Source organism: Burkholderia pyrrocinia, from assembly GCF_001028665.1.
Taxonomy (GTDB): Bacteria; Pseudomonadota; Gammaproteobacteria; order Burkholderiales; family Burkholderiaceae; genus Burkholderia; species Burkholderia pyrrocinia.
The window spans coordinates 880,437-901,393 of the sequence record NZ_CP011505.1; the positions used below are offsets into that span (position 1 = coordinate 880,437).

The 20,957-nt window shown below is 67.5% G+C and carries 17 protein-coding genes; 3 read left to right on the plus strand and 14 right to left on the minus strand.

Annotated elements, in window-relative coordinates:
• Positions 1-14: 14 nt before the first annotated feature.
• Positions 15-827, minus strand: coding sequence for an alpha/beta fold hydrolase (locus ABD05_RS34040; protein ID WP_047904500.1), 813 nt, complete (start codon positions 825-827; stop codon positions 15-17).
• Positions 828-916: 89 nt separating this feature from the next.
• Positions 917-1,387: a hypothetical protein gene (locus ABD05_RS34045; RefSeq protein ID WP_047904501.1), complete on the minus strand. Its 471-nt coding sequence runs from the start codon at positions 1,385-1,387 to the stop codon at positions 917-919.
• A 403-nt stretch (positions 1,388-1,790) separates the two neighbouring features.
• On the opposite strand from ABD05_RS34045, the gene ABD05_RS39385 reads away from it, so the two are divergent.
• Complete coding sequence (locus tag ABD05_RS39385) at positions 1,791-1,925, plus strand: hypothetical protein (protein ID WP_006405345.1); 135 nt, start codon at positions 1,791-1,793, stop codon at positions 1,923-1,925.
• A 52-nt stretch (positions 1,926-1,977) separates the two neighbouring features.
• On the opposite strand, the gene ABD05_RS34055 is transcribed toward ABD05_RS39385, so the two are convergent.
• The 9 genes from ABD05_RS34055 to ABD05_RS34095 all read right to left on the minus strand — a co-directional run bounded on the left by ABD05_RS34055 (position 1,978) and on the right by ABD05_RS34095 (position 13,885).
• The gene (locus ABD05_RS34055) at positions 1,978-4,470 is read right to left on the minus strand and encodes a glycoside hydrolase domain-containing protein (RefSeq protein WP_175804812.1); all 2,493 of its coding nucleotides are present in this window, start codon (positions 4,468-4,470) and stop codon (positions 1,978-1,980) included.
• Positions 4,471-5,111: 641 nt separating this feature from the next.
• Complete coding sequence (locus ABD05_RS34060) at positions 5,112-6,299, minus strand: YncE family protein (RefSeq protein WP_047904503.1); 1,188 nt, start codon at positions 6,297-6,299, stop codon at positions 5,112-5,114.
• 122 nt (positions 6,300-6,421) lie between these two features.
• Positions 6,422-7,924 (minus strand): M81 family metallopeptidase, encoded by a 1,503-nt coding sequence (locus ABD05_RS34065; RefSeq protein WP_047904504.1) that lies wholly within the window; start codon positions 7,922-7,924, stop codon positions 6,422-6,424.
• Positions 7,921-9,210: a Zn-dependent hydrolase gene (locus ABD05_RS34070; RefSeq protein ID WP_047904505.1), complete on the minus strand. Its 1,290-nt coding sequence runs from the start codon at positions 9,208-9,210 to the stop codon at positions 7,921-7,923. The genes ABD05_RS34065 and ABD05_RS34070 overlap by 4 nt, the downstream gene beginning before the upstream one ends.
• A gap of 34 nt (positions 9,211-9,244) precedes the next feature.
• On the minus strand, positions 9,245-9,946 hold the full coding sequence (locus tag ABD05_RS34075; protein WP_047904506.1) for an ABC transporter ATP-binding protein: 702 nt from the start codon (positions 9,944-9,946) through the stop codon (positions 9,245-9,247).
• A complete protein-coding gene (locus tag ABD05_RS34080) occupies positions 9,943-10,710 on the minus strand; it encodes an ABC transporter ATP-binding protein (RefSeq protein WP_047904507.1) in 768 nt (255 codons plus the stop codon). The genes ABD05_RS34075 and ABD05_RS34080 overlap by 4 nt, the downstream gene beginning before the upstream one ends.
• A complete protein-coding gene (locus tag ABD05_RS34085) occupies positions 10,707-11,750 on the minus strand; it encodes a branched-chain amino acid ABC transporter permease (protein WP_047904508.1) in 1,044 nt (347 codons plus the stop codon). The genes ABD05_RS34080 and ABD05_RS34085 overlap by 4 nt, the downstream gene beginning before the upstream one ends.
• Positions 11,747-12,607: a branched-chain amino acid ABC transporter permease gene (locus ABD05_RS34090; protein ID WP_047904509.1), complete on the minus strand. Its 861-nt coding sequence runs from the start codon at positions 12,605-12,607 to the stop codon at positions 11,747-11,749. The genes ABD05_RS34085 and ABD05_RS34090 overlap by 4 nt, the downstream gene beginning before the upstream one ends.
• Positions 12,608-12,676: 69 nt before the next feature.
• Positions 12,677-13,885: an ABC transporter substrate-binding protein gene (locus ABD05_RS34095; protein ID WP_034182498.1), complete on the minus strand. Its 1,209-nt coding sequence runs from the start codon at positions 13,883-13,885 to the stop codon at positions 12,677-12,679.
• Positions 13,886-14,114: 229 nt separating this feature from the next.
• Here ABD05_RS34095 and ABD05_RS34100 point away from each other — a divergent pair, with 229 nt between their 5' ends.
• Positions 14,115-14,969 carry a FadR/GntR family transcriptional regulator gene (locus ABD05_RS34100; RefSeq protein WP_047904728.1) on the plus strand — a complete coding sequence of 285 codons (855 nt, stop codon included), beginning with the start codon at positions 14,115-14,117 and terminating at the stop codon, positions 14,967-14,969.
• 151 nt (positions 14,970-15,120) lie between these two features.
• Here the strand turns inward: ABD05_RS34100 and ABD05_RS34105 are convergent, their stop codons facing one another.
• From ABD05_RS34105 to ABD05_RS34115, 3 genes are read right to left on the minus strand one after another with little or no spacing between them, the layout of a single operon-like run.
• Complete coding sequence (locus ABD05_RS34105; RefSeq protein ID WP_047904510.1) at positions 15,121-16,545, minus strand: aldehyde dehydrogenase family protein; 1,425 nt, start codon at positions 16,543-16,545, stop codon at positions 15,121-15,123.
• A gap of 28 nt (positions 16,546-16,573) precedes the next feature.
• Positions 16,574-17,971 (minus strand): aspartate aminotransferase family protein, encoded by a 1,398-nt coding sequence (locus tag ABD05_RS34110; RefSeq protein ID WP_047904511.1) that lies wholly within the window; start codon positions 17,969-17,971, stop codon positions 16,574-16,576.
• Positions 17,972-18,021: 50 nt separating this feature from the next.
• Complete coding sequence (locus ABD05_RS34115; RefSeq protein ID WP_047904512.1) at positions 18,022-19,413, minus strand: APC family permease; 1,392 nt, start codon at positions 19,411-19,413, stop codon at positions 18,022-18,024.
• Between the two features lie 252 nt (positions 19,414-19,665).
• Between ABD05_RS34115 and ABD05_RS34120 the strand changes: the two genes are divergently transcribed.
• Positions 19,666-20,760, plus strand: a complete 1,095-nt coding sequence (locus ABD05_RS34120; RefSeq protein ID WP_047904513.1) for an AraC family transcriptional regulator — start codon at positions 19,666-19,668, stop codon at positions 20,758-20,760.
• The last annotated feature ends 197 nt before the right edge of the window (positions 20,761-20,957 follow it).

The window sequence follows — 20,957 nt, forward strand, 5'->3', positions numbered from 1 at the left end:
TGCCGTGCGCGTGGTCAGCCCGGCAGCCGGTCGAGGAACGCCAGCATCGCCGCGTTGAATCGCGCGGGCCGCTGCAGCGGCGCGAAATGGCTCACGCCGGGCAGGATCGTCAGCGTCGCACCGGGAATCGTGCGCACCAGATATGCCGCATGCTCGGGCCGGATGAATTCGTCGTGCTCGCCCTGCACGATCGTCACCGGCACGGCGATCGCCGCGAGATCCTGCGCGCTGTAATCCGGTTGCGTGCGCATCATTTCGCTGACGGCCGCGACGAATGCGTCGAACTGGTCCGGCGTCGCGGACAGTTGCGCGTAGTCCTTCCGGTGCCGCGCGAAGCAGCGGTCGATCAGCGGGCTCGGCACCATCTCCTTCGTGCCGCCCGGGTCCATGTTGCACGCGAAGAAGAACACGCCGGCCACGCGCTCCGGCGCGCGGGCCGCCAGCACGAGCGCGATGCACGCGCCGTCGCTCCAGCCGACGAAGCGTGCGCGGTCGACGTGCAGCGCATCCAGGACCGCGAGCACGTCCGACGCCATGCGTTCGTAGGAATACGGTTGGTCGTCGCGCGTGCTGCGGCCGTGGCCGCGGCTGTCGACCAGGATCGCGCGGTAGCCGGCCGCGAGCAGCGCCGGCACCTGGTTGCCCCAGTTGCCGCCGTGGCCGAGGCCGCCGTGCAGCAGCACCACCGGCGGGCCGTCGCCGAACGACGCGTGCCAGATGCGCGCACCGTCGTGCTCCAGCCATCCTTCGGTATCGGCCGCCGGCAGCGGCGTGCCGCCGTGCGCATCGAAGCGGACGAGTTCGTCGTCGTCGAGTTCCGCATTCATCGTTCTGCCGTCCTTTCGAGGGGGACAAGCTTGCGATTGTAATGCGTGCGGCCGACACGGCCATGACGGCCGAGCGCGGCCGGAAACCGTCAGGCCTGCGTCGACACCAGCCCGCCTGCCGGCGAACCGCCTGCCTTCTCGATCGCCGCGGCGAGTTGCGAGATCGCCGTCGCCAGTGCCCCCGAAATCGCGCCGGCTTCCGCACTCAGCGATTGCTGCTCGATCGCCGCGGCCGGGTCGTCCTTCGCGCGCTGCGCGGCGCTCGCCATCTGTCGCTCGATCGTGGCGAGCTGCTTCTGCAGCCGCTCGATCAGCGCCTTCAACTGGCTGACCGCCGGGTTCTCCGACGATGCGCCCGATGCGCCGAGCGTTTCGCCGGTGCCGCCGGCCGAACCCTTCGTGCCGGTGGTGCTGGGCGTGCCGCCGGTGCCCGTAGTATCCGTTGCGCCGTCGGCGGACGATGTCGCAGCGGGCGTGGCCGATGCGGCGCCCTGCGTGTTTGCGGTGACGCTGCCGTCCGCCAGCGGGGATCGCGCGGTCGTGGAGAAATCGATCTGCATCGTGTCGGTCCGTGTGTCGGTAAACGAATCGTGACGGGGTGGCGTGAAATGCCTTCCAACTCGTTTACGGCATTCGTCACACGAAACTTGAGTATCGCGGTCGGACGAATCCTGCGGTCAATCGCAGCATTCAAGTCGCGAAAGGGCCAGATTGTCAGCATGGCGGCGCTGGTAAAATTGCCGCTTCGCCGGCCGGATTCGCGCGTCGACAGCGCCTCACGGCACGATCGCGCAGGCCGCCGGTTTCGACTCCTACCCTTCCGGGTGCGGCACGTGACGCGTGCCGCGCCGCGGTCGCGGCTTCGCGGGTCGCCCTCTCCGTCCGCCTTCGTGCACCGCTCGCCGGGTCGAGCGGCGAGCGCCGTGCGGCGCGCTTACTTCATACGCATTCGAGGAACACACGATGGCCCGCATCGGCGCCTTCTGCATCACGACGTGGCTTGCCGCCGCGATTCTCTACTTCGGCCAGCACTCCGTCGCGATGATCGCGCTCAGCGGCGTCGTCGTATTCGGCGGGTTCGATCTGCTGCGTCCGTAAGTACGCATCGCGACGACGGCACGCATGGCCGTGACGATCGCGACGTCCGCGGTCATCGCGCGCCGGCCACGCGTATCCGCATCGCGTCGGACGAACCGCTCGCCGTCATGCGCGTGTAGTCCGCGTTCGGCCCGGACGGCGGCGTCAGGTTGTCGGCGGCCGCCCATTGCGTCGGCGTCGCGGACAGCGCGTAGCGCATCGTTCCGCCATTGGCGATCGTGCCCAGCGGCAGCCACGAACCCGCGTAGTCCGCGCCATTGACCTTCAGCGACCGGATATACGCGAACGTCGGGCGCCCCGAGCCGTCGATCGCCACCTGCTTGTCGCTGTCGAGCCGCAGCGTCTTGCCGTTGCCTAGCCAGACGGTGATCCCGCTGAACTGCGGCGTGGACAACGCAAGCCCGGCTTCCGACGGAATAACCGGGAACATGCCGAGCGCCGCCCACACGTACCAGCTCGACGTCGCGCCCATGTCGTCGTTGCCCGGCAGCCCGTCGCGGCCGGTCGTGAACGCCTTCGACATGATGATCGGGAGAACGTACTGTGCGCCGCTCGGTTGCCCGGCCCAGTTGTACCCCCACGGCGACTGGAACGACGGCTCGTTGCCGATGTACAGGTTGGTGGACGATTCGCCGCCGTTCAGATCGCCGGAGGTCGGCACGGTCGAGAACGGCGTCGCGATCGCAAACAGGTTGTTCAGCCGCGTGACGGCCGCCTGCTTGCCGCCGATCGCGTCGATCAACGCGGTCCAGTCCTGCGCGAAGGTCCAGAAATAGTTCGGCTCCGTCGATTCATGGAACGAACCCGGCACGAGCGTGCCCAGCGTGCCGGGCGCCGAACCGGACGGCGGCGCGTTGCGCGCGGCGATCACCTTGTTCGTGTAGTCGAAGATGTTGCGCCACCACCCCGCCCGCGTGTACAGCGTGCCGATGTTGTCCGGCGTCACGCCGACCGACGGCGCGTTCAGCACGCTGGCCGGCAGCGCCTGCAGGAACGCGGCCGCCGAGCGGTCGCTCAGCACGCGCTCGATGGTCGCGGACGACGAGTGACCGTCGTCGCTTTGCGACAGGTAGTGGGCCGTCAGGAAATTGGCGAGCCCCGCCGCGCTCGTGCGGTCGTTGCATGCGCTCGACGGGTCGAACACGGACTGCTTCGTCAGCCGTGCGGCCGACACCAGATCGAAATCGGTCGCGCCAAACTTGTACGCGCCTGCAATCACGTTCAGCGCGTTGTCGCCCGCCATCGGCGTCGAGTCGTCGCTGCCGTCGACCCAGTGCGGGAAGGCGCCGCACTGCAACGCGTCGACGACGAGCGATTGCATCATGTCGCTCGATTCCTTCGGCGCAAGCATCGCCAGCAGTTGCGCCTGCGACCGGTATATGTCCCACAGCGAGAAGCCCGTGTAGTGATTGCCGGTGCCGCCGACGGATCCGTCGGCGCGCCGGAACGCGTAGTCGCCGACCCTGGCCGTCGCGCGCGGCGGGATGGTTCCGGTCTGGTCGACCGACGTCGGATAGCTGCCGTCCGCGTTCCTCGGCTGGCGCATGCTGCGGAATTCGCCGTTCGAGTCGCTGTACAGCGTCGGCGTGCCGAACACGCGATAAAGCGCGGTGTAGAACTTCGTGAGGTTCGCCTTCTGCGTTGCGTCCAGCAATGCGGAATTCGCGGCCTGGTCGATCTGGATCGTGTTGAGGCGTTCGTTCCACAAACCGGCGGCATTCGTGCGCGCATCGTCGAACGCGAGTTTCTCGCCCTCGTCGCGCAGGTTGCGCTGCGCGTTCCCGACGCTGACCGACGAGACCGCGACCTTCACGGTCACCGTCCGGTCCGCGTCGGTCAGGTCGAACTGCAGCGTCGCCGCGCCGTTGCTGGCGGTATTCACCGACGACGTGCCCGCCTGCCTGCGCAGCGGCTTGTCGAAGGTCGCATAGAAATACACGGGCGCATTCCACACCGTGCCGTACGGCGTGCAGAACGCCGGCGCCACGGCCTGCCCGCTCATCGACTTGCCGTCGCTGGCAATCGCCAGCGCGACGTTGTTGGCGGTGACCTTCGTGCTGCCCGAATCGCTGTTGCCGTTCAGCTTCGCATCGATCGAGAAGAAGCCCTTGTCCTTGCTCGTGTACGTGAAGCGCGCGATGCCGGAACGTGGCGTGGCGCTCAGCTCCGTCACGATGCCGTTCGCGAGGCGGACCTTGTAGTACCCGGGTTGGGCCGTTTCATCAGCATAGTTGTAGCCGATGCCGATCGGCCGGCCGCCCGACGCAACCGCCGTCGCCGCATCGGTCGGCAGCATCGCGACCGCGCCCTGCCCCGGACAGCCGACACCGCTCAGGTGCGTTACGCTGAAGAAGTCGATCGTGCCGCCCGCCCCGCCCGACGACAGGTAGCCGCCCGAGCCGTTGAAGTTGTAGCGCGGCGTGTTCGGCCCGAAGTTCACCATGCCGAACGGCACCATCGCACCGGGGCTCACATTGCCCGCGTAGCCGGAATCCGCATTGACCTGCGTGCCGATGAGCGGATCGACGAACTGCGTCAGCTGCATGTCGGTGCGCTTGGGCGGCGCAGGTTGATCGGGCTGAGACGGTTGAGGCGGCCCCGAAGTCGGTGGCGGCACGCTCGACGGTGTGTCTCCAGAGCCATTGCTGGCAGTCGCAACACTGTTCACGTCGTCGCCGCCACACGCGGCAAGCGCTGCGCAAGTCAGTGCGGCGATGAGCAAGAGTCGTGGATTGTTCATTTTTCGTTTAGTACCGTTAATTAAAACGACTAATCCGGCGGAGACGATATTCCGGCACGCTGCAATGCTTGCGACCCTGCACGGCACGTCGATGTCGCGCGGCGCGACGCCGGCTGCCCACAAGCGACGTCGCACTGAATCTCACATGCTCACACTCTGCATGTATCGTTGCTTCCGCAACCATCACCCCGTCACCCTGTATCCGGGATACGTCACAATCTTCCCAGGGGCTTACAGTGCCGCAACGACTGTTTATTCACCACAAGAAGTTTCCCGAATTTTCAGTTTGTTTAACTAAACAAATCGGAGTTAAGTGGCTTTGGGTATGAATTGCCGCCATTTTTTGCGTTGCAGCGGTGTCGGAGGGGGATGCACATCGACAGGCACCCGGAAAACCCGGGCGCCACATGAACTCATCGGATATGAGCGACCAGGCGCCCCGCGCGTCAGCGCGGCAACGTCCTCAACGAAGACGGCCCGCCGGTCAGCGCAATACGCTTGCCCGTATCGCGCAGCTTGCCGCCTTCCACCGCATAAAGCGCCAGCTGTCGTTCGACGTTGAACTGCACGATCACGTGCCGGCTGTCCGCGGTAAACACGATGCCCTGCGCGGCTTCGCCGCCGGGCAACTCGCTGGTCTTCACGGCCTGCCCGTCGCGGATCTCGAACAGCAGCACCTTGCCGAGCTTGTGGCGGCCCGGATTGTCGGGCGTCAGGTTCGAGCCGTCCATCGCCTGCACGGCGATCCACTTCCCGTTCGGCGAAATCGCGACGCCTTCCGGCAGCGACGGCACCGTCAGGTACTGGACCGTCCGGAACGGCACGCGCGACACGTCGATCAGCGCGACCGTATCGGCGTCGCCCGCAAGCGTGCCCGTATAGCCCGGCAGCCCCGCGAGCCCGACGTTGCTGACGACGGCCCAGTGGTTGTCGCTCGACACGTCGATCGTGTAAGGCGCGACGCCCGTGCTCAGGCGCGCGCCGCTGTCGGTCACCTTGCCGTCGTCGACGTTCAGCACCGCGACGCCCTGCTCGTCGCGCAGCGACACGAGCGCATGCTTGCCGTCGTGCGTGAAGCTGATCCCTGCGAGCCGCTTCTTGCCGATCTTCAGGTTGCCGTCGAGCGTCACCTGCGTGCCGTCGATGCGCAGGATCGACACGCTGCCGTCGACGTTCGCGACAAGTGCGATCCGGCCCGAGCGGTCGATCGCGATCCCTTGCGGATGCGTGCCGAGCTCGATGCGCGTGATCGCGGGCGGTGCGGTGTCGAGATTCACGACCTGCAGAAACGTGTCGAACACGAGCTGCTTCGCGGCCGTGTCGTAGCGCGTCGGTGCGCCGACGAGCGCGAGCTTCGCGTCGGGCGTGATCGCGACGGCCTGCGGCGGCCCCTGGATACCGTTCTCGACGTCGACCTGCAGTGCGACCTTCGGCGGGAACGTGCTGGCGTCGAGCAGCGTCAGCGTGTCGGCTGGCGGTGAAGCCGGAAAGGTGTCGCGGCCCACGACGCGCTGGTACTTGCCGTCGTTGCCGGACACGATCCAGTCGGCGGCGTGCACGGCGACGGCCGTCGTGGCGAGGGTCAGCGCGGCGAGCAGGCGCGCGCTGCGCAGGCGGAAAGGATTCGAATGCATGGCGGTCGGTTCTCCGGATCGGTTGCGGACGCAATGGATTGCACGACCCTGCTGCTCGACGGGTCGATGCCATCGCATGATGCCCGAAAGCACGCAAATCCGGCGTCACGCGCCCCGTTCCGTCAGGCCGCCGGCGACGCGCCCCGCTCCCACCGATCGACGTCATCGAGCGGATACACGGGCCGCGCAAGCCGCTCGTAGCGAAACAGCCCGTAATCCGAGCCCGTCACGCCACGGCTGTCGCATTCGACCAGCGCGGCCGCGATCGGCACGAACACCGGCCGGCAATACATCCGCGATTTCAGCAGCAGGAAGCGCGCGCGCCGAGGATCGACGCCGACGCTCTCGAACACGCCGAGATCCCACGGCTCCTGCGTGCGCTCGGTGACGACGAGCGTCGCCGCGCCGATGTCGAGCACGGCCGTGCGGCCCATGTATGCGCGTTGCCCCGTGTACGTCGGCCCCGTGATCACGTATTCGCCGTCGGTGAGCGCACGCACGACACCCGTCGCGCGGAATGGCTCGCGCCGCACGCCGCCGTGCGACGGCAGCCGGTTGCCGACCGGCACCGTGACGGTTGCGCCGACGCCCGCATCGATCAACGCCGCGACGGCCTCCGGATCGCACAGCGGCCCGCTAACGATCCCGTCGAGCCCGTGCGCGAGCGCTTCTTCGAGCAGGTCCATCGTGTCGCACGGGCCGCCCGACATGCAGTTGTCGCCGTGATCGAGCATCAGCACCGGGCGGTCCGCGTCGCGCGCGAGCGCCGCGGCCTGCGCGACCGATTCCGCGAGCGGCGCGCTGCGGTACACGAACGCGTCGCGAGCATCCCAGATTTGCCGCGCGATGCGTTCGGCCACCGCATCGGCCGCGGCCCGGTCGCCGTCGGCGACCACGACGACGCTGATGCACGGCGCGGGAATATCCGCGAGCGAAAAGCCGGGCAACACCGATACCGCGAGCATCCCGTCGGCCTCGGCCGCGCGCGCGGCCTCCACCGCGCGCCGCATCGCGCCTTCGGCGCTCGCGCTGAGCAGCGTCGACGTCATCAGCGGCGGTTGCCGCCATGCGAGCACCGGCCGTACACGACCGTGAAGCCGGTCGAGCAGCACGCGCGCCGCGTGCTCGCCGGTCTCGTACATGTCGACGTGCGGATAGGTCTTGAAGCTGACGATCACATCCGCATGGTCGATCATCTTCTGCGTGACGTTCGCGTGCAGGTCGAGCGCGACCGCGATCGGCGCGTCGGGCAGCGCCGCGCGCACGCGCGCGAGCAGGTCGCCCTCGCCGTCCGCGCTCTGCTCGGCGACCATCGCGCCGTGCAGGTCGAGCATCACCGCGTCGCAGCCGGGCGCGGCCGCGACGATCGCGTCGCAGATCGCCGCATACGCATCGGCCGCAACGGGCCCGCTCGGGTTCGCGGCCGCCGACACCGGCGTCACGATTTCAGCGCCTTCACGCGCGGCCGCATCGATGAACGCGGCCATCGCGGTGCGCATCCCGTGGTTCGCGCGATACGCGTCGTCGCCCCAGTCGGGGCCGTTGCGGCCGAACGCGGCGAGCGGCGTCGGCACTGGCGAGAACGTGTTGGTCTCGTGGTTCATCCGGGCGATCAGGATTTTCATCGCGCATCACCTTCCGCGATCCCGGCAGCGCCCAGCATCGCCTGCAGCAGCACGTTGCAGCCGGCTTCCAGATGCACCGGATCGGCGTCCTCGATCTCGTTGTGGCTGATCCCGTCCTTGCACGGTACGAAGATCATCGCGGTCGGCGCAACGCGCGCGAGATACACGGCGTCGTGGCCCGCGCCGCTGATCACGTTCATCGACGACAGCCCGAGCGCGCTCGCGCCGGCGCGAACCTGCTCGACCAGCGTCGCGTCGAACGGCTGCGGCGGGAAGTACACGACCTGCTCGACGTCGATCCGCATGTCGGCCGATGCGCCCAGGTCGGCACACGTCGCGCGCAGTTTCGCATCCATCGCCGCCAGCGTCGCGTCGTCGGCCGCGCGCAGGTCGACGGTCAGCGTCACGCGGCCCGGAATCACGTTGCGCGAATTCGGGTGCACGTCGACCCAGCCGACCGTGCCGCGTCCGTGCGGCGGATGTGCGCACGCAATGCCGTTCACCGCGCGCACGAGATCGGCCGCAACCAGCAGCGCGTCGCGTCGCAACGCCATCGGCGTCGGGCCGGCGTGCGCCTCCATCCCGTGTACGGTCACGTCATACCAGCGCTGCCCGAGCGCGCCCTCGACCACGCCGATCGTCGTGTCGTGCGCCTCCAGCACCGGCCCCTGCTCGATATGCGCTTCGAAATACGCGCCGACCGGATGCGCGTCGCGCCCATCGTCCGCATCGCCCGCATAACCGATCGCGACCAGCGCGTCGCGTACCGACACGCCGTCGCGGTCGCATTGCGCGAGCGCATGGTCGAGCGTGAACGCGCCCGCGAACACGCCGGAGCCCATCATCACGGGCACGAAGCGCGAGCCTTCCTCGTTGGTCCAGACGGCGACCTCGAGCGGCGCACGCGTGCGCACGCCCGCGTCGTCGAGCGTGCGCAGCACTTCGAGGCCCGCGAGCACGCCGTAGTTGCCGTCGAACTTGCCGCCGGTCGGCTGCGTGTCGATATGGCTGCCCGTCGTCACGGGCGGCAGGTCGTCGTGTTCGCCTGCGCGCCGCGCGAAGATGTTGCCGATCGCATCGACCCGCACCGTGCAGCCGGTGTCCTTCGCCCATGCGACGAACAGGTCGCGCGCCTCGCGATCGAGTTCGGTGAGCGCGAGGCGGCACACGCCCCCTTTGTCGGTTGCGCCGATCCGCGCGAGACGCATCAGGCTGTCCCACAGCCGCGCGCCGTCGACGCGCAAGCCGGACGCCGCAACGGCCGGTGTCGAATCCTGAACTTGCATCGATGGAATTCCTCGCAATGAAAGGGCACGGCGCTTACGCGACGCCGACGCCCAGGTAACGGTCCTTCACCTCGTGATCGACGGCGAACGCCGCGTTGCTGCCTTCGTAGACGATCACGCCCTGTTCGATCACGAAGTGGCGGTCCGCGAGCTGCGTGCACACTTCGAGGTTCTGTTCGACGAGCAGGATCGCGACGCCGGCCGCCTTGATCCGCTTCAACTGCTCGACGATCTCCTCGACGATCACCGGTGCGAGCCCCTCGACCGGCTCGTCGAGCATCAGCAGCCGCGGGTGGTTCATCAGCGCGCGGCCGATCGCGAGCATCTGCTGTTCGCCGCCCGACAGCTGCGCGCCGCCGTTGCGGCGGCGCTCCTTCAGGCGCGGGAAGATCCGGTAGATGTCGTCGAGCTGCCACGGCGAATCGCGGCGCGCGCCGAGCCGCAGGTTTTCCTCGACCGACAGCAGCCGGAAGATCCCGCGATGCTCGGGCACGAAACACAGGCCGCGCGCGGCGATCCGGTGCGCGGGCTGCCCGGACACCGGCCGGCCCGCGAACGTCACCGTGCCGCCGGTCGGCGCGACGACGCCCGCGATCGTCTTGAGCGTGGTCGACTTGCCCGCGCCGTTGCGGCCGAGCAGCGTCACCGTCTCGCCTTCGTTCACGTTCAGCGAAATGCCCTGCAGGACGTGGCTCTTGCCGTAGCAGGCATGGACCTCCTTCACGTCGAGCATCATGCGCGGCCTCCGGTGATCATGTTGCCGAGATACGCACTGCGCACGCGCTCGTCGCCGCGAATCGCGTCAGGCTTGCCTTCGACCAGCACGCGGCCCTGCTGCATCACCGTGATCGTGTCCGAGATGTCCATCACGATTCCCATGTTGTGTTCGATCAGCACGACCGTGTAGTCGTCGCGCAGGCCGCGGATCAGCGCCTTCATGTCGTCGAGATCGTCGATCCCCATGCCCGACGTCGGCTCGTCGAGAAAAATCGCGCGCGGCCGCGCCGCCAGCGCCATCCCGACCTCGAGCCGGCGCTGCTGGCCGTGCGACAGCACGCCGCCCGCCGTGTCGGCGAAGCGCTGCAGGCCGAGCCGCTCGAGCACGTCGTCGACGATGCCGTCGTGCGCGAGCGGGCCGCGCGGCGGGGTCCACGGATTCAGCGCACGCCGCGATTCGACGCCCTGTGCGGCAACCCGCAGGTTCTCGCGCACGCTCAGGTTCGGAAACAGGCTCGTCACCTGGAACGAGCGCGCGATGCCGCGCCGCACGCGCTTGTAATCGGGTTCGCGCGACACGTCGTGACCGTCGAACAGGATCGAGCCCGACGTGATCGGCAGCGTGCCCGTCAGCGTATGGAACAGCGTCGTCTTGCCCGCGCCGTTCGGGCCGATCACCGAATGCACGGTGCGCGGCATGATCCGCAGGTCGACGCCGCCCAGCGCCGTGAACTTGCCGTAGCGCTTGACGACGCCGCGCGCCTCGAGAATCGCTTCGCTCATTGCTGCTCCCTGGCATCAGCCGCCGTGCCTTCGGTGCGCCGCAGCTTCGCCGCGACGCGTTCGCCCAGCCCCCACAAGCCGCGCTGCATGAACAGGCTGACCGCGATCAGCACGAGGCCGAGCAGCAGCAGCCAGCGCGGCCACAGCGTCGACAGCCAGTCCGCGAACAGCACGTAGAACGCCGCGCCGAGCACCGACGCGAACAGGTTGCCGGTGCCGCCGATCACCGTCATCACGAGGATCATCTCGCTCGTGTGATAGTCGATGTTCGACAGCGGCGCGATGCCCGTCATCAACGCGTGCAGCCCACCCGCGAGGCCCGTGACCGCGCCCGAGATCACGAACGCCGCGAGCTTGAAGCGCTTCACGTCGTAACCGGCCGCCGCCGCGCGCGCCTCGTTGTCGCGGATCGCGAGCAGCGTACGGCCGAACACCGAGCGCGACACGCGCAACAGCAGCCAGAACACCGCGACGAACAGCACCGCGACGAAGCCGTAGTAGCGCCACGGCGAATCGAGCGAGACGAGCGGATGCCCGAACGCGGCGAGCGCGGGACGCGGGATGTCGAGCAGCCCGTTGTCGCCGCCCGTGGCGTCCGGCGTCGTATAGGCGAGAAAGTAGAACAGCTGCCCGAACGCGAGCGTCAGCATCACGAAGTAGGTGCCGCGCTGCCGGATCGAGAACCAGCCGACGAGCGCCGCCGCGACGGCGCCGAGCACGGCGGCCGAGAGCAGCGCGACGCTCACCGACGCGACGCCGCGTGTCAGCACGAGCCCCGCTGCATAGCTGCCAAGCCCGAAGAAGATACCCTGCCCGAACGACAACAGCCCCGTAAAGCCGAGCAGCAGGTTGCAGCCGAGCGCGGCGAGCGCGAACACCAGCACCTCGGTCGCGAGCGAGCCCGAGCTCAGTGCGATCGGCAGCACGCACACGACGGCCACCGCGAGCCAGCCCTCCGGGCGTTGCAACGCAGCGCGCCATGCCGGCGCGCGCTGCGAGGCGGCCGCCCCCCGCGGCAGCGGTTTCGACGATTCGATCATGCAGCCCTCCCCAGCAACCCGTTCGGACGCAGCAGCAGCACGGCCGCCATCGCGACGTAGATCATCAATCGCGCGCCTTCCGGCCACAGCGTGCTCATCAGGCTCTGCACGATGCCGACCAGCAGCCCGCCGACCAGCGCCCCGAGAAAATTCCCCATCCCGCCGACGACGACCACGACGAACGCGACGCCGAGCGCCTCGATGCCCATGAACGGATCGACGCCGCGAATCGGCGCGGCAAGCACGCCCGCGAGCGCCGCCGTCGCCGCGCCGAGCGCGAACACGAGGCTGAACACGCGCGTCACGTTAATGCCGAGCAGCGATACCATCTCGGTCGATTCGCTGCCCGCGCGCACCGTACTGCCGAGCCGCGTGCCTTCGAGCACCCACCACAGCAATGCGGCGAGCACGGCAGTGAAGCCGATCACGAACAGCCGGTATTTCGGGTAGACGAAGCCGCCCCAGATCACGACGCCGTTCAGCGCGTCGGGCGGCGGCACGTTGTCGCCGAGCGGGCCCCATGCGAGGATCGCGCACTCCTGCAGCACGAGCGCGAGCCCGACCGTCGCCAGGATGTGGAATTCATGCTGCTGCGCGTACACATGACGCAGCACGAGTTTTTCGACGCCCCATGCGAACGCGCCGACGACGAGCGGCACGACCGCGAGCGCGATCCAGAAATTCGCCGACCATTGCAGCGCCTGGTAGCAGAGATACGCACCGAGCAGGTAGAACGCGCCGTGAGCGAAATTCACGAAGCGCAGCAGGCCGAACACGATCGACAGGCCGACGGCGAGCAGGAAATACAGCATGCCCACGCCGATGCCGTTGACGATCTGCAGCAGATAGACGTTCATGGCTTCCGTGTCGGAAAGGAAGGTAACGGACGTCCGCGGCACACGACGGCCGCGGACGCATGCACTACGTCACGCGAGCTTGCAGCCCGTCTTGTCGACCGGCAGGAACGACTGGCCCGAGCTGACGATGTCGGCATAGTCGTCCGCGCTCTTCATCCGGCCCTTCGGCTTGCCCTTCAGCAGGTAGTAGTTCTTCAGCACCTGGTGGTCGGCCTTGCGGATTTCCTCCGGGCCCGTGAGGCCGTCGTACTTCATGCCCTCCATCGCCGCGACGACCTTCTTCGGATCGGCGCTGCCGGCCTTCACCATCGCGTCGAGCAGGATCTTCGAGCAGATGTACGAACCCGCGAGGCTGTAGTTCGGGTTCGCCTTGAACACGGCGTTCGTGCGCTTCACCAGGTCGCGGTTCAGCGGCGAATCGATCCCGTGCCAGTACTGCGCGCCGAAATACACGCCGTCGCAGATGTCGGGGCCGAGCGCCTCGAACTGCTCGAGGCCCGATGCCCACGCGAGCAGGATCGTGCAGTTGCGCTTCATCCCGAAGCTGACGGCCTGGCGCAGCGTGTCCGACGATTGCGAGCCGAAGTTCAGGATCAGCAGCACGTCCGGCTGCGCGGCCGCCGCGTTCGTCAGGTAGCCGCTGAACTCCTTCTCCGCGAGCGAGTGGTAGCTGTTGCCGACATGCTCGATGCCCTTCTCCTTGAAGATCGCTTTCGCGGCCGACAGCAGGCCGTCGCCGAACACGTATTGCGGCGTGATCGTGTACCAGCGCTTCGCCTTCGGCAGCATCTGGATCAACGGGCGCACCGTCTGCTCGATCGCGCCGAAGGTGGGCACCGACCAGCGGAACGTCGCGGCGTTGCAATCCTTACCGGTGATCTCGTCCGCGCCGGCCGTCGTGATGAACACGCCGTCCGCCTTCTGGACTTCCTTGCCCATCGCCAGCGATTCGGACGACAGGATGCCGCCCGCGAAAAAGCGCACGCCCTTCTGCTGCGCGATCTCCTGCACGCGCCGCACGGCGGTCGCGGGCTTGCCCTCGGTGTCGAGCGCCGTATAGGCAAGCGGCGCGCCGAGCACCTTGCCGTATTGCTTGACGGCGAGCTGCATGCCGAGGTCGGCGTACTTGCCGTTGGCGGCGAACGGCCCCGACATCGGCACCGGGCATGCGAGCTGGATGGTCGACCCCTGCGCGAACGCGGCACGGGACGACATGCTGCCGAGCGCACCCGGCACGGCCGACAGAGCGGCCAGTTTCAACAGTTCTCGGCGATTCAAGTTGACGCTCCTGATAAAGGGGGACACACGCGATGCGACCGACTGCCAAACCGTGCCCACGCCCTGCAGGATGCGCGCCGCCGGTTGATCCTATTTATCATGATAAATAGAATGAACCTGATGCTAAAGTTGATCAAAATTGGTGTCAATCAGGCAAAATTCCGTACCCCGCGCCGGGACGGATCGTCGACGATGACGCGGCGCGCAGTCAGACAAAGGAGTCGTGAAGATGGTCATGGACCGAGCCAGGGCGGGCCTCGCGGTCGAAATCAAGCAGCCGAAGCGGGCCGACCTCGTCGCCGAGGAGATCAAGCGGCTGATCACCGAGAAGGACCTGAAGCCGGGCGACCGCCTGCCGCGCGAAGCCGAGCTGCAGCAGCTCTATGCGGTGAGCAAGAGCACGATCCGCGAGGCGCTGAAGTCGCTCGAGGTGCAGGGGCTCATCAAGGTCACGACGGGGCCGTCGGGCGGCGGGATGGTCGTCGAGGTGCCGCTCGACCGCACGCTGCAGCTCCTGCAGAACTACCTGTTCTTCAAGGACGTGACGATCGACGACATCTATACGGTGCGAAAGCTGCTCGAACCCGAACTGGCGGCGGGCGCCGTGCCGCACCTGACCGAGCGCGACTTCGCGGCGCTGGAGGCGAACATCGCGTGTTGCGACGGCGCGTCGGGCGTGCACGATCGCGGGCACATGCTGCGCCAGCGGCAGGAGGACACGACGTTCCACGACATCCTCGCGGCCGCGAACCCGAACCCGTTCCTGCGATTCAGCTGCGAGCTGATCAACGAGATGATCCGGCAGTTGATCGAGTTCCGGAACGATACGCCGCTCGTCGAGCACAAGCGCTTCGGCGAAGCGAACGTGTCGATCCACAAGGCGATCCTGCAGGCCGCACGCGAGCGCGATGCCGAGCGCGTCCGTGCGCTGATGGTCGAGCACATGACCGAGGCGCCCAAGCATGTGAAGCGGATGAAAGGCAAGCTGCGCGGGCGCCTGATCCTCGACTCCGAGATCCGCAGGCGGGCCGCCGCTCACGTTGCGGGATCCGATGCGGCCGCAACGGATCCGGAGGAGGACTGATCGTCGGCAAACGCGGCGTTGATTCAAGGCCGATGACGCTCCGTTCCGTTCCGGGCCATAGCGGCCGAACGCGGCGAGCGGCGTCGGCACCGGCTAGAACGTATTCGTCTCGTGATGCACCCCGGCGATCGGGGTCTTCATCGCGCGTCGCTCAAGCGTACCCCGTCGTGCCTTTCGTCTCCAGATACTCGACGAGGCCGAACTCCGCATACTCGCGCCCGTTGCCCGAACGCTTGTAGCCGCCGAACGGCGCGGCCGGGTTCCACGCCGGGTAGTTGATATGGACATTGCCGACGCGCAGCCGCGCCGCGATCCGGCGCGCGCGTTCGAGATCCTTCGACTGCACGTAGGCCGCGAGCCCGTAGACCGAATCGTTCGCGAGCGCGACGGCCTCGTCCTCGGTCCGGTAGGTCATGATCGACAGCACCGGCCCGAAGATTTCCTCGGTCGCGATCGTCATGCCCGGCGTGACGTTCGAGAACACCGTCGGCCGCACGTAGAAGCCGCCGCCAAGCCCGTCCGGCCGCCCGGGGCCGCCGGCGACGAGCGTCGCGCCCTCTTCGATCCCGAGCCGGATGAAGTGCTGGATGCGGTCGAACTGCGTGCGGCTGACCACCGGCCCGATGCCCGTCTCCGGCGAACGCGGATCGCCGACGACGGTGCGTTCCGCCTCGCGGCGCGCGGCCTGCTCGGCCAGCGCCAGATGATCGGCATGCACGAGCATGCGCGTTGGCGCATTGCACGACTGGCCGCTGTTGCTGAAGCAACTGCGTACGCCGCGCGTGACCGCATCGTCGATATCGGCGTCGGGCAGGATCAGGTTCGGGCTCTTGCTGCCGAGCTCCTGGTGCACGCGCTTCACGGTATCGGCGGCCGCTTTCGCGACCTCGACGCCCGCGCGCGTCGAACCCGTGAACGACACCATGTCGACATCCGGGTGGCGCGACAGCGCATCGCCCACTTCGTGCCCATAGCCGTGCACGAGGTTGAACACGCCGGGCGGCACGCCGGCTTCGTGCAGGATCTCCGCGAACAGGATCGCGCTGAACGGCGCGATCTCGCTCGGCTTGAGCACCATCGTGCAGCCGGCCGCGAGCGCCGGCGCGACCTTGCACACGATCTGGTTGATCGGCCAGTTCCACGGCGTGATCAGCGCGCACACGCCGATCGGCTCGTGCGATACCAGCAGCGAATCGGTCTGCGTGCTGAAGCGGAACGACTGCAGCGCGCGGATCGTCTGTTCGAGGTGCGCGGTGCCGACCGCGGCCTGCATCGCGCGCGCGAACGCGATCGGCGCGCCCATCTCCTGGCTGATCGTTTGCGCGACTTCTTCGTAGCGGCGTCGATAAATCTCGAGCACGCGCTGCAGCAGCGCGACGCGCTCGGCCACCGACCAGTGCGAGTACGTGTCGAAGGCCTGCTTCGCCGCTTTGACCGCGCGGTCGACATCGGCCGCGCCGCCGATCCTGAGCTGCGCATACGGCCGCGCGGTGGCCGGGTCGATCACGTCGATCGACCGCGCATCGATCGGATCGAGCCACTGGCCGTCGATATAGGATTGTTGTGACGTTCGCATCGAATGCTCCTGTTATGAGGATGCCGGCTCAGCGCGTCGCACGCGCATAGGTGTCGACGAGGATGTCGCGAATCTGCGCGACGAACCACACGATCTCGTCGCGCGACATCACGAGCGGCGGCGAGAACTGCACGATCGGCGTGCCTTCATGATCGACGCCCGCGCGGCACATCAGCCCCGCGTCGAAGATCGCGGGCGCGAGCAGCGTCGACACGAACGCCTGCGCGCTGATATCGGCCGCCCAGCGGCGCGCGGCCTTGTCGGTCACGAGTTCGAGCGAGTAGTGGTAGCCGTCGCCGCGCACGTCGCCGACGCACGGCAGTTCGAGCAGGCCGTCGAGCGTCTGGCGGAACACCGCTTCGTTGGCGCGGACGTTCTCGAGCACGCCTTCGCGTTCCATGATCGCGAGGTTCGCGAGCGCGGCCGTGCATGCGACCGGATGGCCGCCGTACGTCGCGCCGTGCAGGAACATCTGCTGCGGGCCGTCGAGCACCGTGTCGACGACCGCGTCGCTCGCGATCACGCCGCCGAGCGGCACATAGCCCGACGCGATGCCTTTCGCGAACGTGATGATGTCCGGCTTCAGCCCGTAGCGCACCGACCCGAAATACTCGCCGAGCCGGCCGAACCCGCAGATCACTTCGTCCGCGACGAGCAGCACGCCGTGCCGGTCGCAGACGTCGCGCAGCCCGGCCGCGTAGCCGGCCGGCGGCGTCAGGCTGCCGCCCGCGTTCTGCAGCGGCTCGACGACGATCGCGGCGACCGTGTCCGGCCCTTCCTGCACGATCAGCGATTCGATCTCGTCGAGCAGGTGGCGCGTGAACTGCGCTTCCGTCTCGCCCGCCGGGCGGCCGTAGCGCTTCGTGTTGCTGACATGCCGCACGCCCGACATCAGCGGCTCGAAATGCTTGCGGAAGTTCGTCATCCCGTTCAGCGCAAGCGCGCCGAACGACGTGCCGTGATACGCGACGCGCCGCGCAATGAACTTGCGCCGCTGCGGTTCGCCGCGCGACTGGTGATACTGGCGCACCAGCTTGATCGCCGATTCGTTCGACTCCGAGCCGCTCGACGTGAAGAACACGCGGTTCAGGCCGTCCGGCGCGAGCGCCGCAAGCTTGTGCGCGAGCCGGATCGCCGGTTCGTGGCCATAGCCCCAGTTGGTTGCGAACGGCAGCCGGACCATCTGCTCGCGAATCGCGTCGCCGATCTCCGCGCCGTGGCTGTAGCCGACCTGCACGCAGTACAGCCCGGCCAGCGCATCGAAGTAGCGCTTGCCGTTGCGGTCGACGAGCCAGCAGCCTTCGCCGCGGTCGAACACGGTCAGCGCGTGGTCGCGATACGCATCGGCATGCGTGAAGTGCATCAGCAGGTGGCGCTTGCCGAGCGCCTGCAGGTCCGCATCGAGATTGACGTCAACAGCGTTCATGGGTCGTTCCTCCTTCAGGGGTTCAAGACCGGTATCCGGCAACCGGTCGTTCAATTCATCGACAGCGTCGGCGCCGGGCGCGTGAAGCCGCGCGTCAGCCACACGAGCTGGCAGAGGCCGAGCGCGAGCCAGCCGATGCCGACATAGAACGTCTGGCGCGACAGTCCCGACCAGAGCCACACGTTCATTGCGAAACCGAGCGCCGGCATCGCGCCGAACGTGATCCAGCCCGCGACATGGCGGTGCTCGGGCCGCCACAGATAGCTGCGCATCACGCACAGGTTCACGATCGCGAACGCGACGAGCGCGCCGAAGCTGATCATCGTCGACGCGAGATCGAGCGAGATGAACAGCGCGGACAGCGACACCACGCCGACCGCGAGCGTCGCACGCACGGGCGTGCGCAGCCGCGCATGCAGGTGGCCGAACACGCGCTCGGGCAGCACCTGGTCGCGGCCCATCGCGAACAGCACGCGCGTCACGCTCGCCTGCCCGGCCATCGCGCTCGCGAAGCAGCCGGCCACGTACACCGCGACGAACAGCGCCGACAGCGTGCCGCCGCCGATGCGCCGCATCAGGTCGAGGCTGGCCGAATCGAGATCCTTGAATGCGTGCCAGTCGGGGAACACCACTTGCCCGATGTATGCGATCAGCATGAACAGCAGGCCGCTCGCCAGCGTGCAGAGCAGGATCGCGCGCGGGACCGTGCGCCGCGGCTCGCGCGTTTCCTCGGACAGCGTGGTGACCGCATCGAAGCCGAGAAACGACAGGCACAGGATCGCGGACCCGGCGAAGATCGCGCGCGCATCGCCCGACGACGGCAACGCGACGGCCATCGACAATCCTTCGCCGCTCGCCACCCGCGCCGATGCGACGACGAAGATCGCGATGAACACGAGCTGGCTCGCGATCAGGATCAGGTTCACGCGATTGACGAGCCGGATGCCGACGATGTTCAGCCCGGTGATCAGCGCGATGCTCGCGACGATCCACACGCTGGCCGGCACCGCCGGAAAAATCTGCTTCATGTAGATGCCGATCGCGAGGTAGCTGATCATCGGGATGAACAGGTAGTCCATCAGCAACGCCCAGCCGACCATGAAGCCGGCCGACGTGCCGAAGTTGCGGCTCGCGAACGTATAGGCCGACCCGGCGCTCGGCATCATCCGCGCCATGTGGCCGTAGCTGCGCGCGGTGAACAGCATCGCGACCAGCGTGACCGCATACGCGGCCGTCAGGTGCCCTTTCGTCTCGCTCGTGACGATCCCGTAGGTCGTGAACACCGTCATCGGCAGCATGTACGCGAGGCCGAAGATCACCAGCGTGAACAGTCCGAGCGGATGCGCGTCGCGCCGTCCGTTTGCGTCGCATCGACGCGCGTGCGGCCCCGAGTCATTCGCCGAAGCGACCGATGCGGATCGACCTGGCCTGTCGTTGTTCATGCTGTCCTCACGTGGATTGCGTTCATGACGTCAACACGCGTTTCGTCGGCAACGCGCGCCTTGCACGATTCGGAAACGAGTGTGGTGCGCCAAAAAATCGACGACGAATGAGAAAAGCGGACGTAATCGGGGGATATTTGCGGACAGGTCGCCGCGCGTCGCGCTGGCCAGTCTTGAATGGTGCTGTGCCGCACTGGCGTTTTGCGGACATTCCGGCTATGTTCTACGCGACCCCGTCGCCGCGTCATCACCATGGATAGCCGCTCCCATCGAAACCAGAGCAGGGCCGAGCACAGCCTGCGTTCGTCGCTCGGCCTCGCGCGTCCGGCCGGACGCCAGGAAGACATTCCCGCCACCGTCCACGCGATCGCGGTCGCGCTGGACGAGTGCCGCGTGCGGCACATCGACGGCGCCGCGCTGCTCGAAGGCACGGGGCTCGGCGCGGACGAAGTCGCGTCGCCGAACCTGCACGTGAATCGCGCTCAGGAGCAGCGCTGTTTCCGCAACCTGCTGCGCTGCAGCGGCGTGCCGTCGATCGGGCTGTCGATCGGCGCACGGCTGCACGTGTCGACGCTCGGCCTTGCCGGTTATGCAATGCTGATCAGCGGCTCCGTGATGCAGGCGTTCCGGTGCATGAGCCAGTTTCCGCTGTTCATGGGGCTGTATTTCGATGTGCGTATCGATGCGCACGCGGACGGCATGAGCGTGACGATCGGCCGCTACAACGGCGAGCCCGATCTCGAGGTGTTTCAGGTCGACATGTGCCTGTCCAGCCTGCGCCTGATCGTGTCCGATCTCGTCGGCAAGCCGGTCTGGCCCGAGCAGCTGCAACTCGCGCGCCGCACGCCGCGCAACGCGGCCGACTACACGCGTCACTTCGGCTGCAAGGTCGCGTTCAATGCGGGCGACAACCGTCTCGTGTTCACGTCCGTGAACGGCACGGAAGCGCCGCGTCTCGCGAACGAAGTCAGCTTCAACGCGCTGCACGGCCAGTGCGAGGCGCTCGAACGGCAGTGGGCCGCGTCGGTCGGCACGCGCTTCGCCGATCGCGCGAAGGAACTGATGACGCGCGACCTGTCGCGCTTCAAGTCGATGACGTCGCTCGCGGATGCGCTGCACCTGACGGAGCGCACGCTGCGCCGGCGGCTCGACAAGGACGGCATCACGTTTCAGTCGCTGCTCGACGAGGTGCGTCGCGACGAAGCGGTGCGGATGCTCGACGATCACACGCTGACGGTCGCGACGATTGCGGAACGTCTCGGCTATAGCGAGCCGCGCAGCTTTCGTCATGCGTATCGGCGCTGGACCGGCAAGACGCCGCGTGCCGAGTCGAACGCCGACGCGTGAGCCGGACCGGTTACGGCTGCATTGCCGGCATCAGGAGTTTTTGCACCGGTAATCCCTGACCAGCGTCTGAATGGAGTCGGTCTGAACATCTCGGTCAATCGACAACCCGGTAACGCGTATCGATCGCGCATCGAAAATTCCGAAACCCGGAATGAATATCGCAATGAATCAACTCGCGTAGAATGCCCGCAACAATC

Coding starts and splice junctions, on each gene's coding strand:
- ABD05_RS34080 (WP_047904507.1), bottom strand. CDS start 10,710: ATGAGCGAAGCGATTCTCGAGGCGCGCGGCGTCGTCAAGCGCTACGGC.
- ABD05_RS34045 (WP_047904501.1), bottom strand. CDS start 1,387: ATGCAGATCGATTTCTCCACGACCGCGCGATCCCCGCTGGCGGACGGC.
- ABD05_RS39385 (WP_006405345.1), top strand. CDS start 1,791: ATGGCCCGCATCGGCGCCTTCTGCATCACGACGTGGCTTGCCGCCGCG.
- ABD05_RS34100 (WP_047904728.1), top strand. CDS start 14,115: ATGGTCATGGACCGAGCCAGGGCGGGCCTCGCGGTCGAAATCAAGCAG.
- ABD05_RS34085 (WP_047904508.1), bottom strand. CDS start 11,750: ATGATCGAATCGTCGAAACCGCTGCCGCGGGGGGCGGCCGCCTCGCAG.
- ABD05_RS34055 (WP_175804812.1), bottom strand. CDS start 4,470: ATGCAGCTGACGCAGTTCGTCGATCCGCTCATCGGCACGCAGGTCAAT.
- ABD05_RS34070 (WP_047904505.1), bottom strand. CDS start 9,210: ATGCAAGTTCAGGATTCGACACCGGCCGTTGCGGCGTCCGGCTTGCGC.
- ABD05_RS34065 (WP_047904504.1), bottom strand. CDS start 7,924: ATGAAAATCCTGATCGCCCGGATGAACCACGAGACCAACACGTTCTCG.
- ABD05_RS34060 (WP_047904503.1), bottom strand. CDS start 6,299: ATGCATTCGAATCCTTTCCGCCTGCGCAGCGCGCGCCTGCTCGCCGCG.
- ABD05_RS34040 (WP_047904500.1), bottom strand. CDS start 827: ATGAATGCGGAACTCGACGACGACGAACTCGTCCGCTTCGATGCGCAC.
- ABD05_RS34075 (WP_047904506.1), bottom strand. CDS start 9,946: ATGATGCTCGACGTGAAGGAGGTCCATGCCTGCTACGGCAAGAGCCAC.
- ABD05_RS34105 (WP_047904510.1), bottom strand. CDS start 16,545: ATGCGAACGTCACAACAATCCTATATCGACGGCCAGTGGCTCGATCCG.
- ABD05_RS34115 (WP_047904512.1), bottom strand. CDS start 19,413: ATGAACAACGACAGGCCAGGTCGATCCGCATCGGTCGCTTCGGCGAAT.
- ABD05_RS34090 (WP_047904509.1), bottom strand. CDS start 12,607: ATGAACGTCTATCTGCTGCAGATCGTCAACGGCATCGGCGTGGGCATG.
- ABD05_RS34120 (WP_047904513.1), top strand. CDS start 19,666: ATGGATAGCCGCTCCCATCGAAACCAGAGCAGGGCCGAGCACAGCCTG.
- ABD05_RS34110 (WP_047904511.1), bottom strand. CDS start 17,971: ATGAACGCTGTTGACGTCAATCTCGATGCGGACCTGCAGGCGCTCGGC.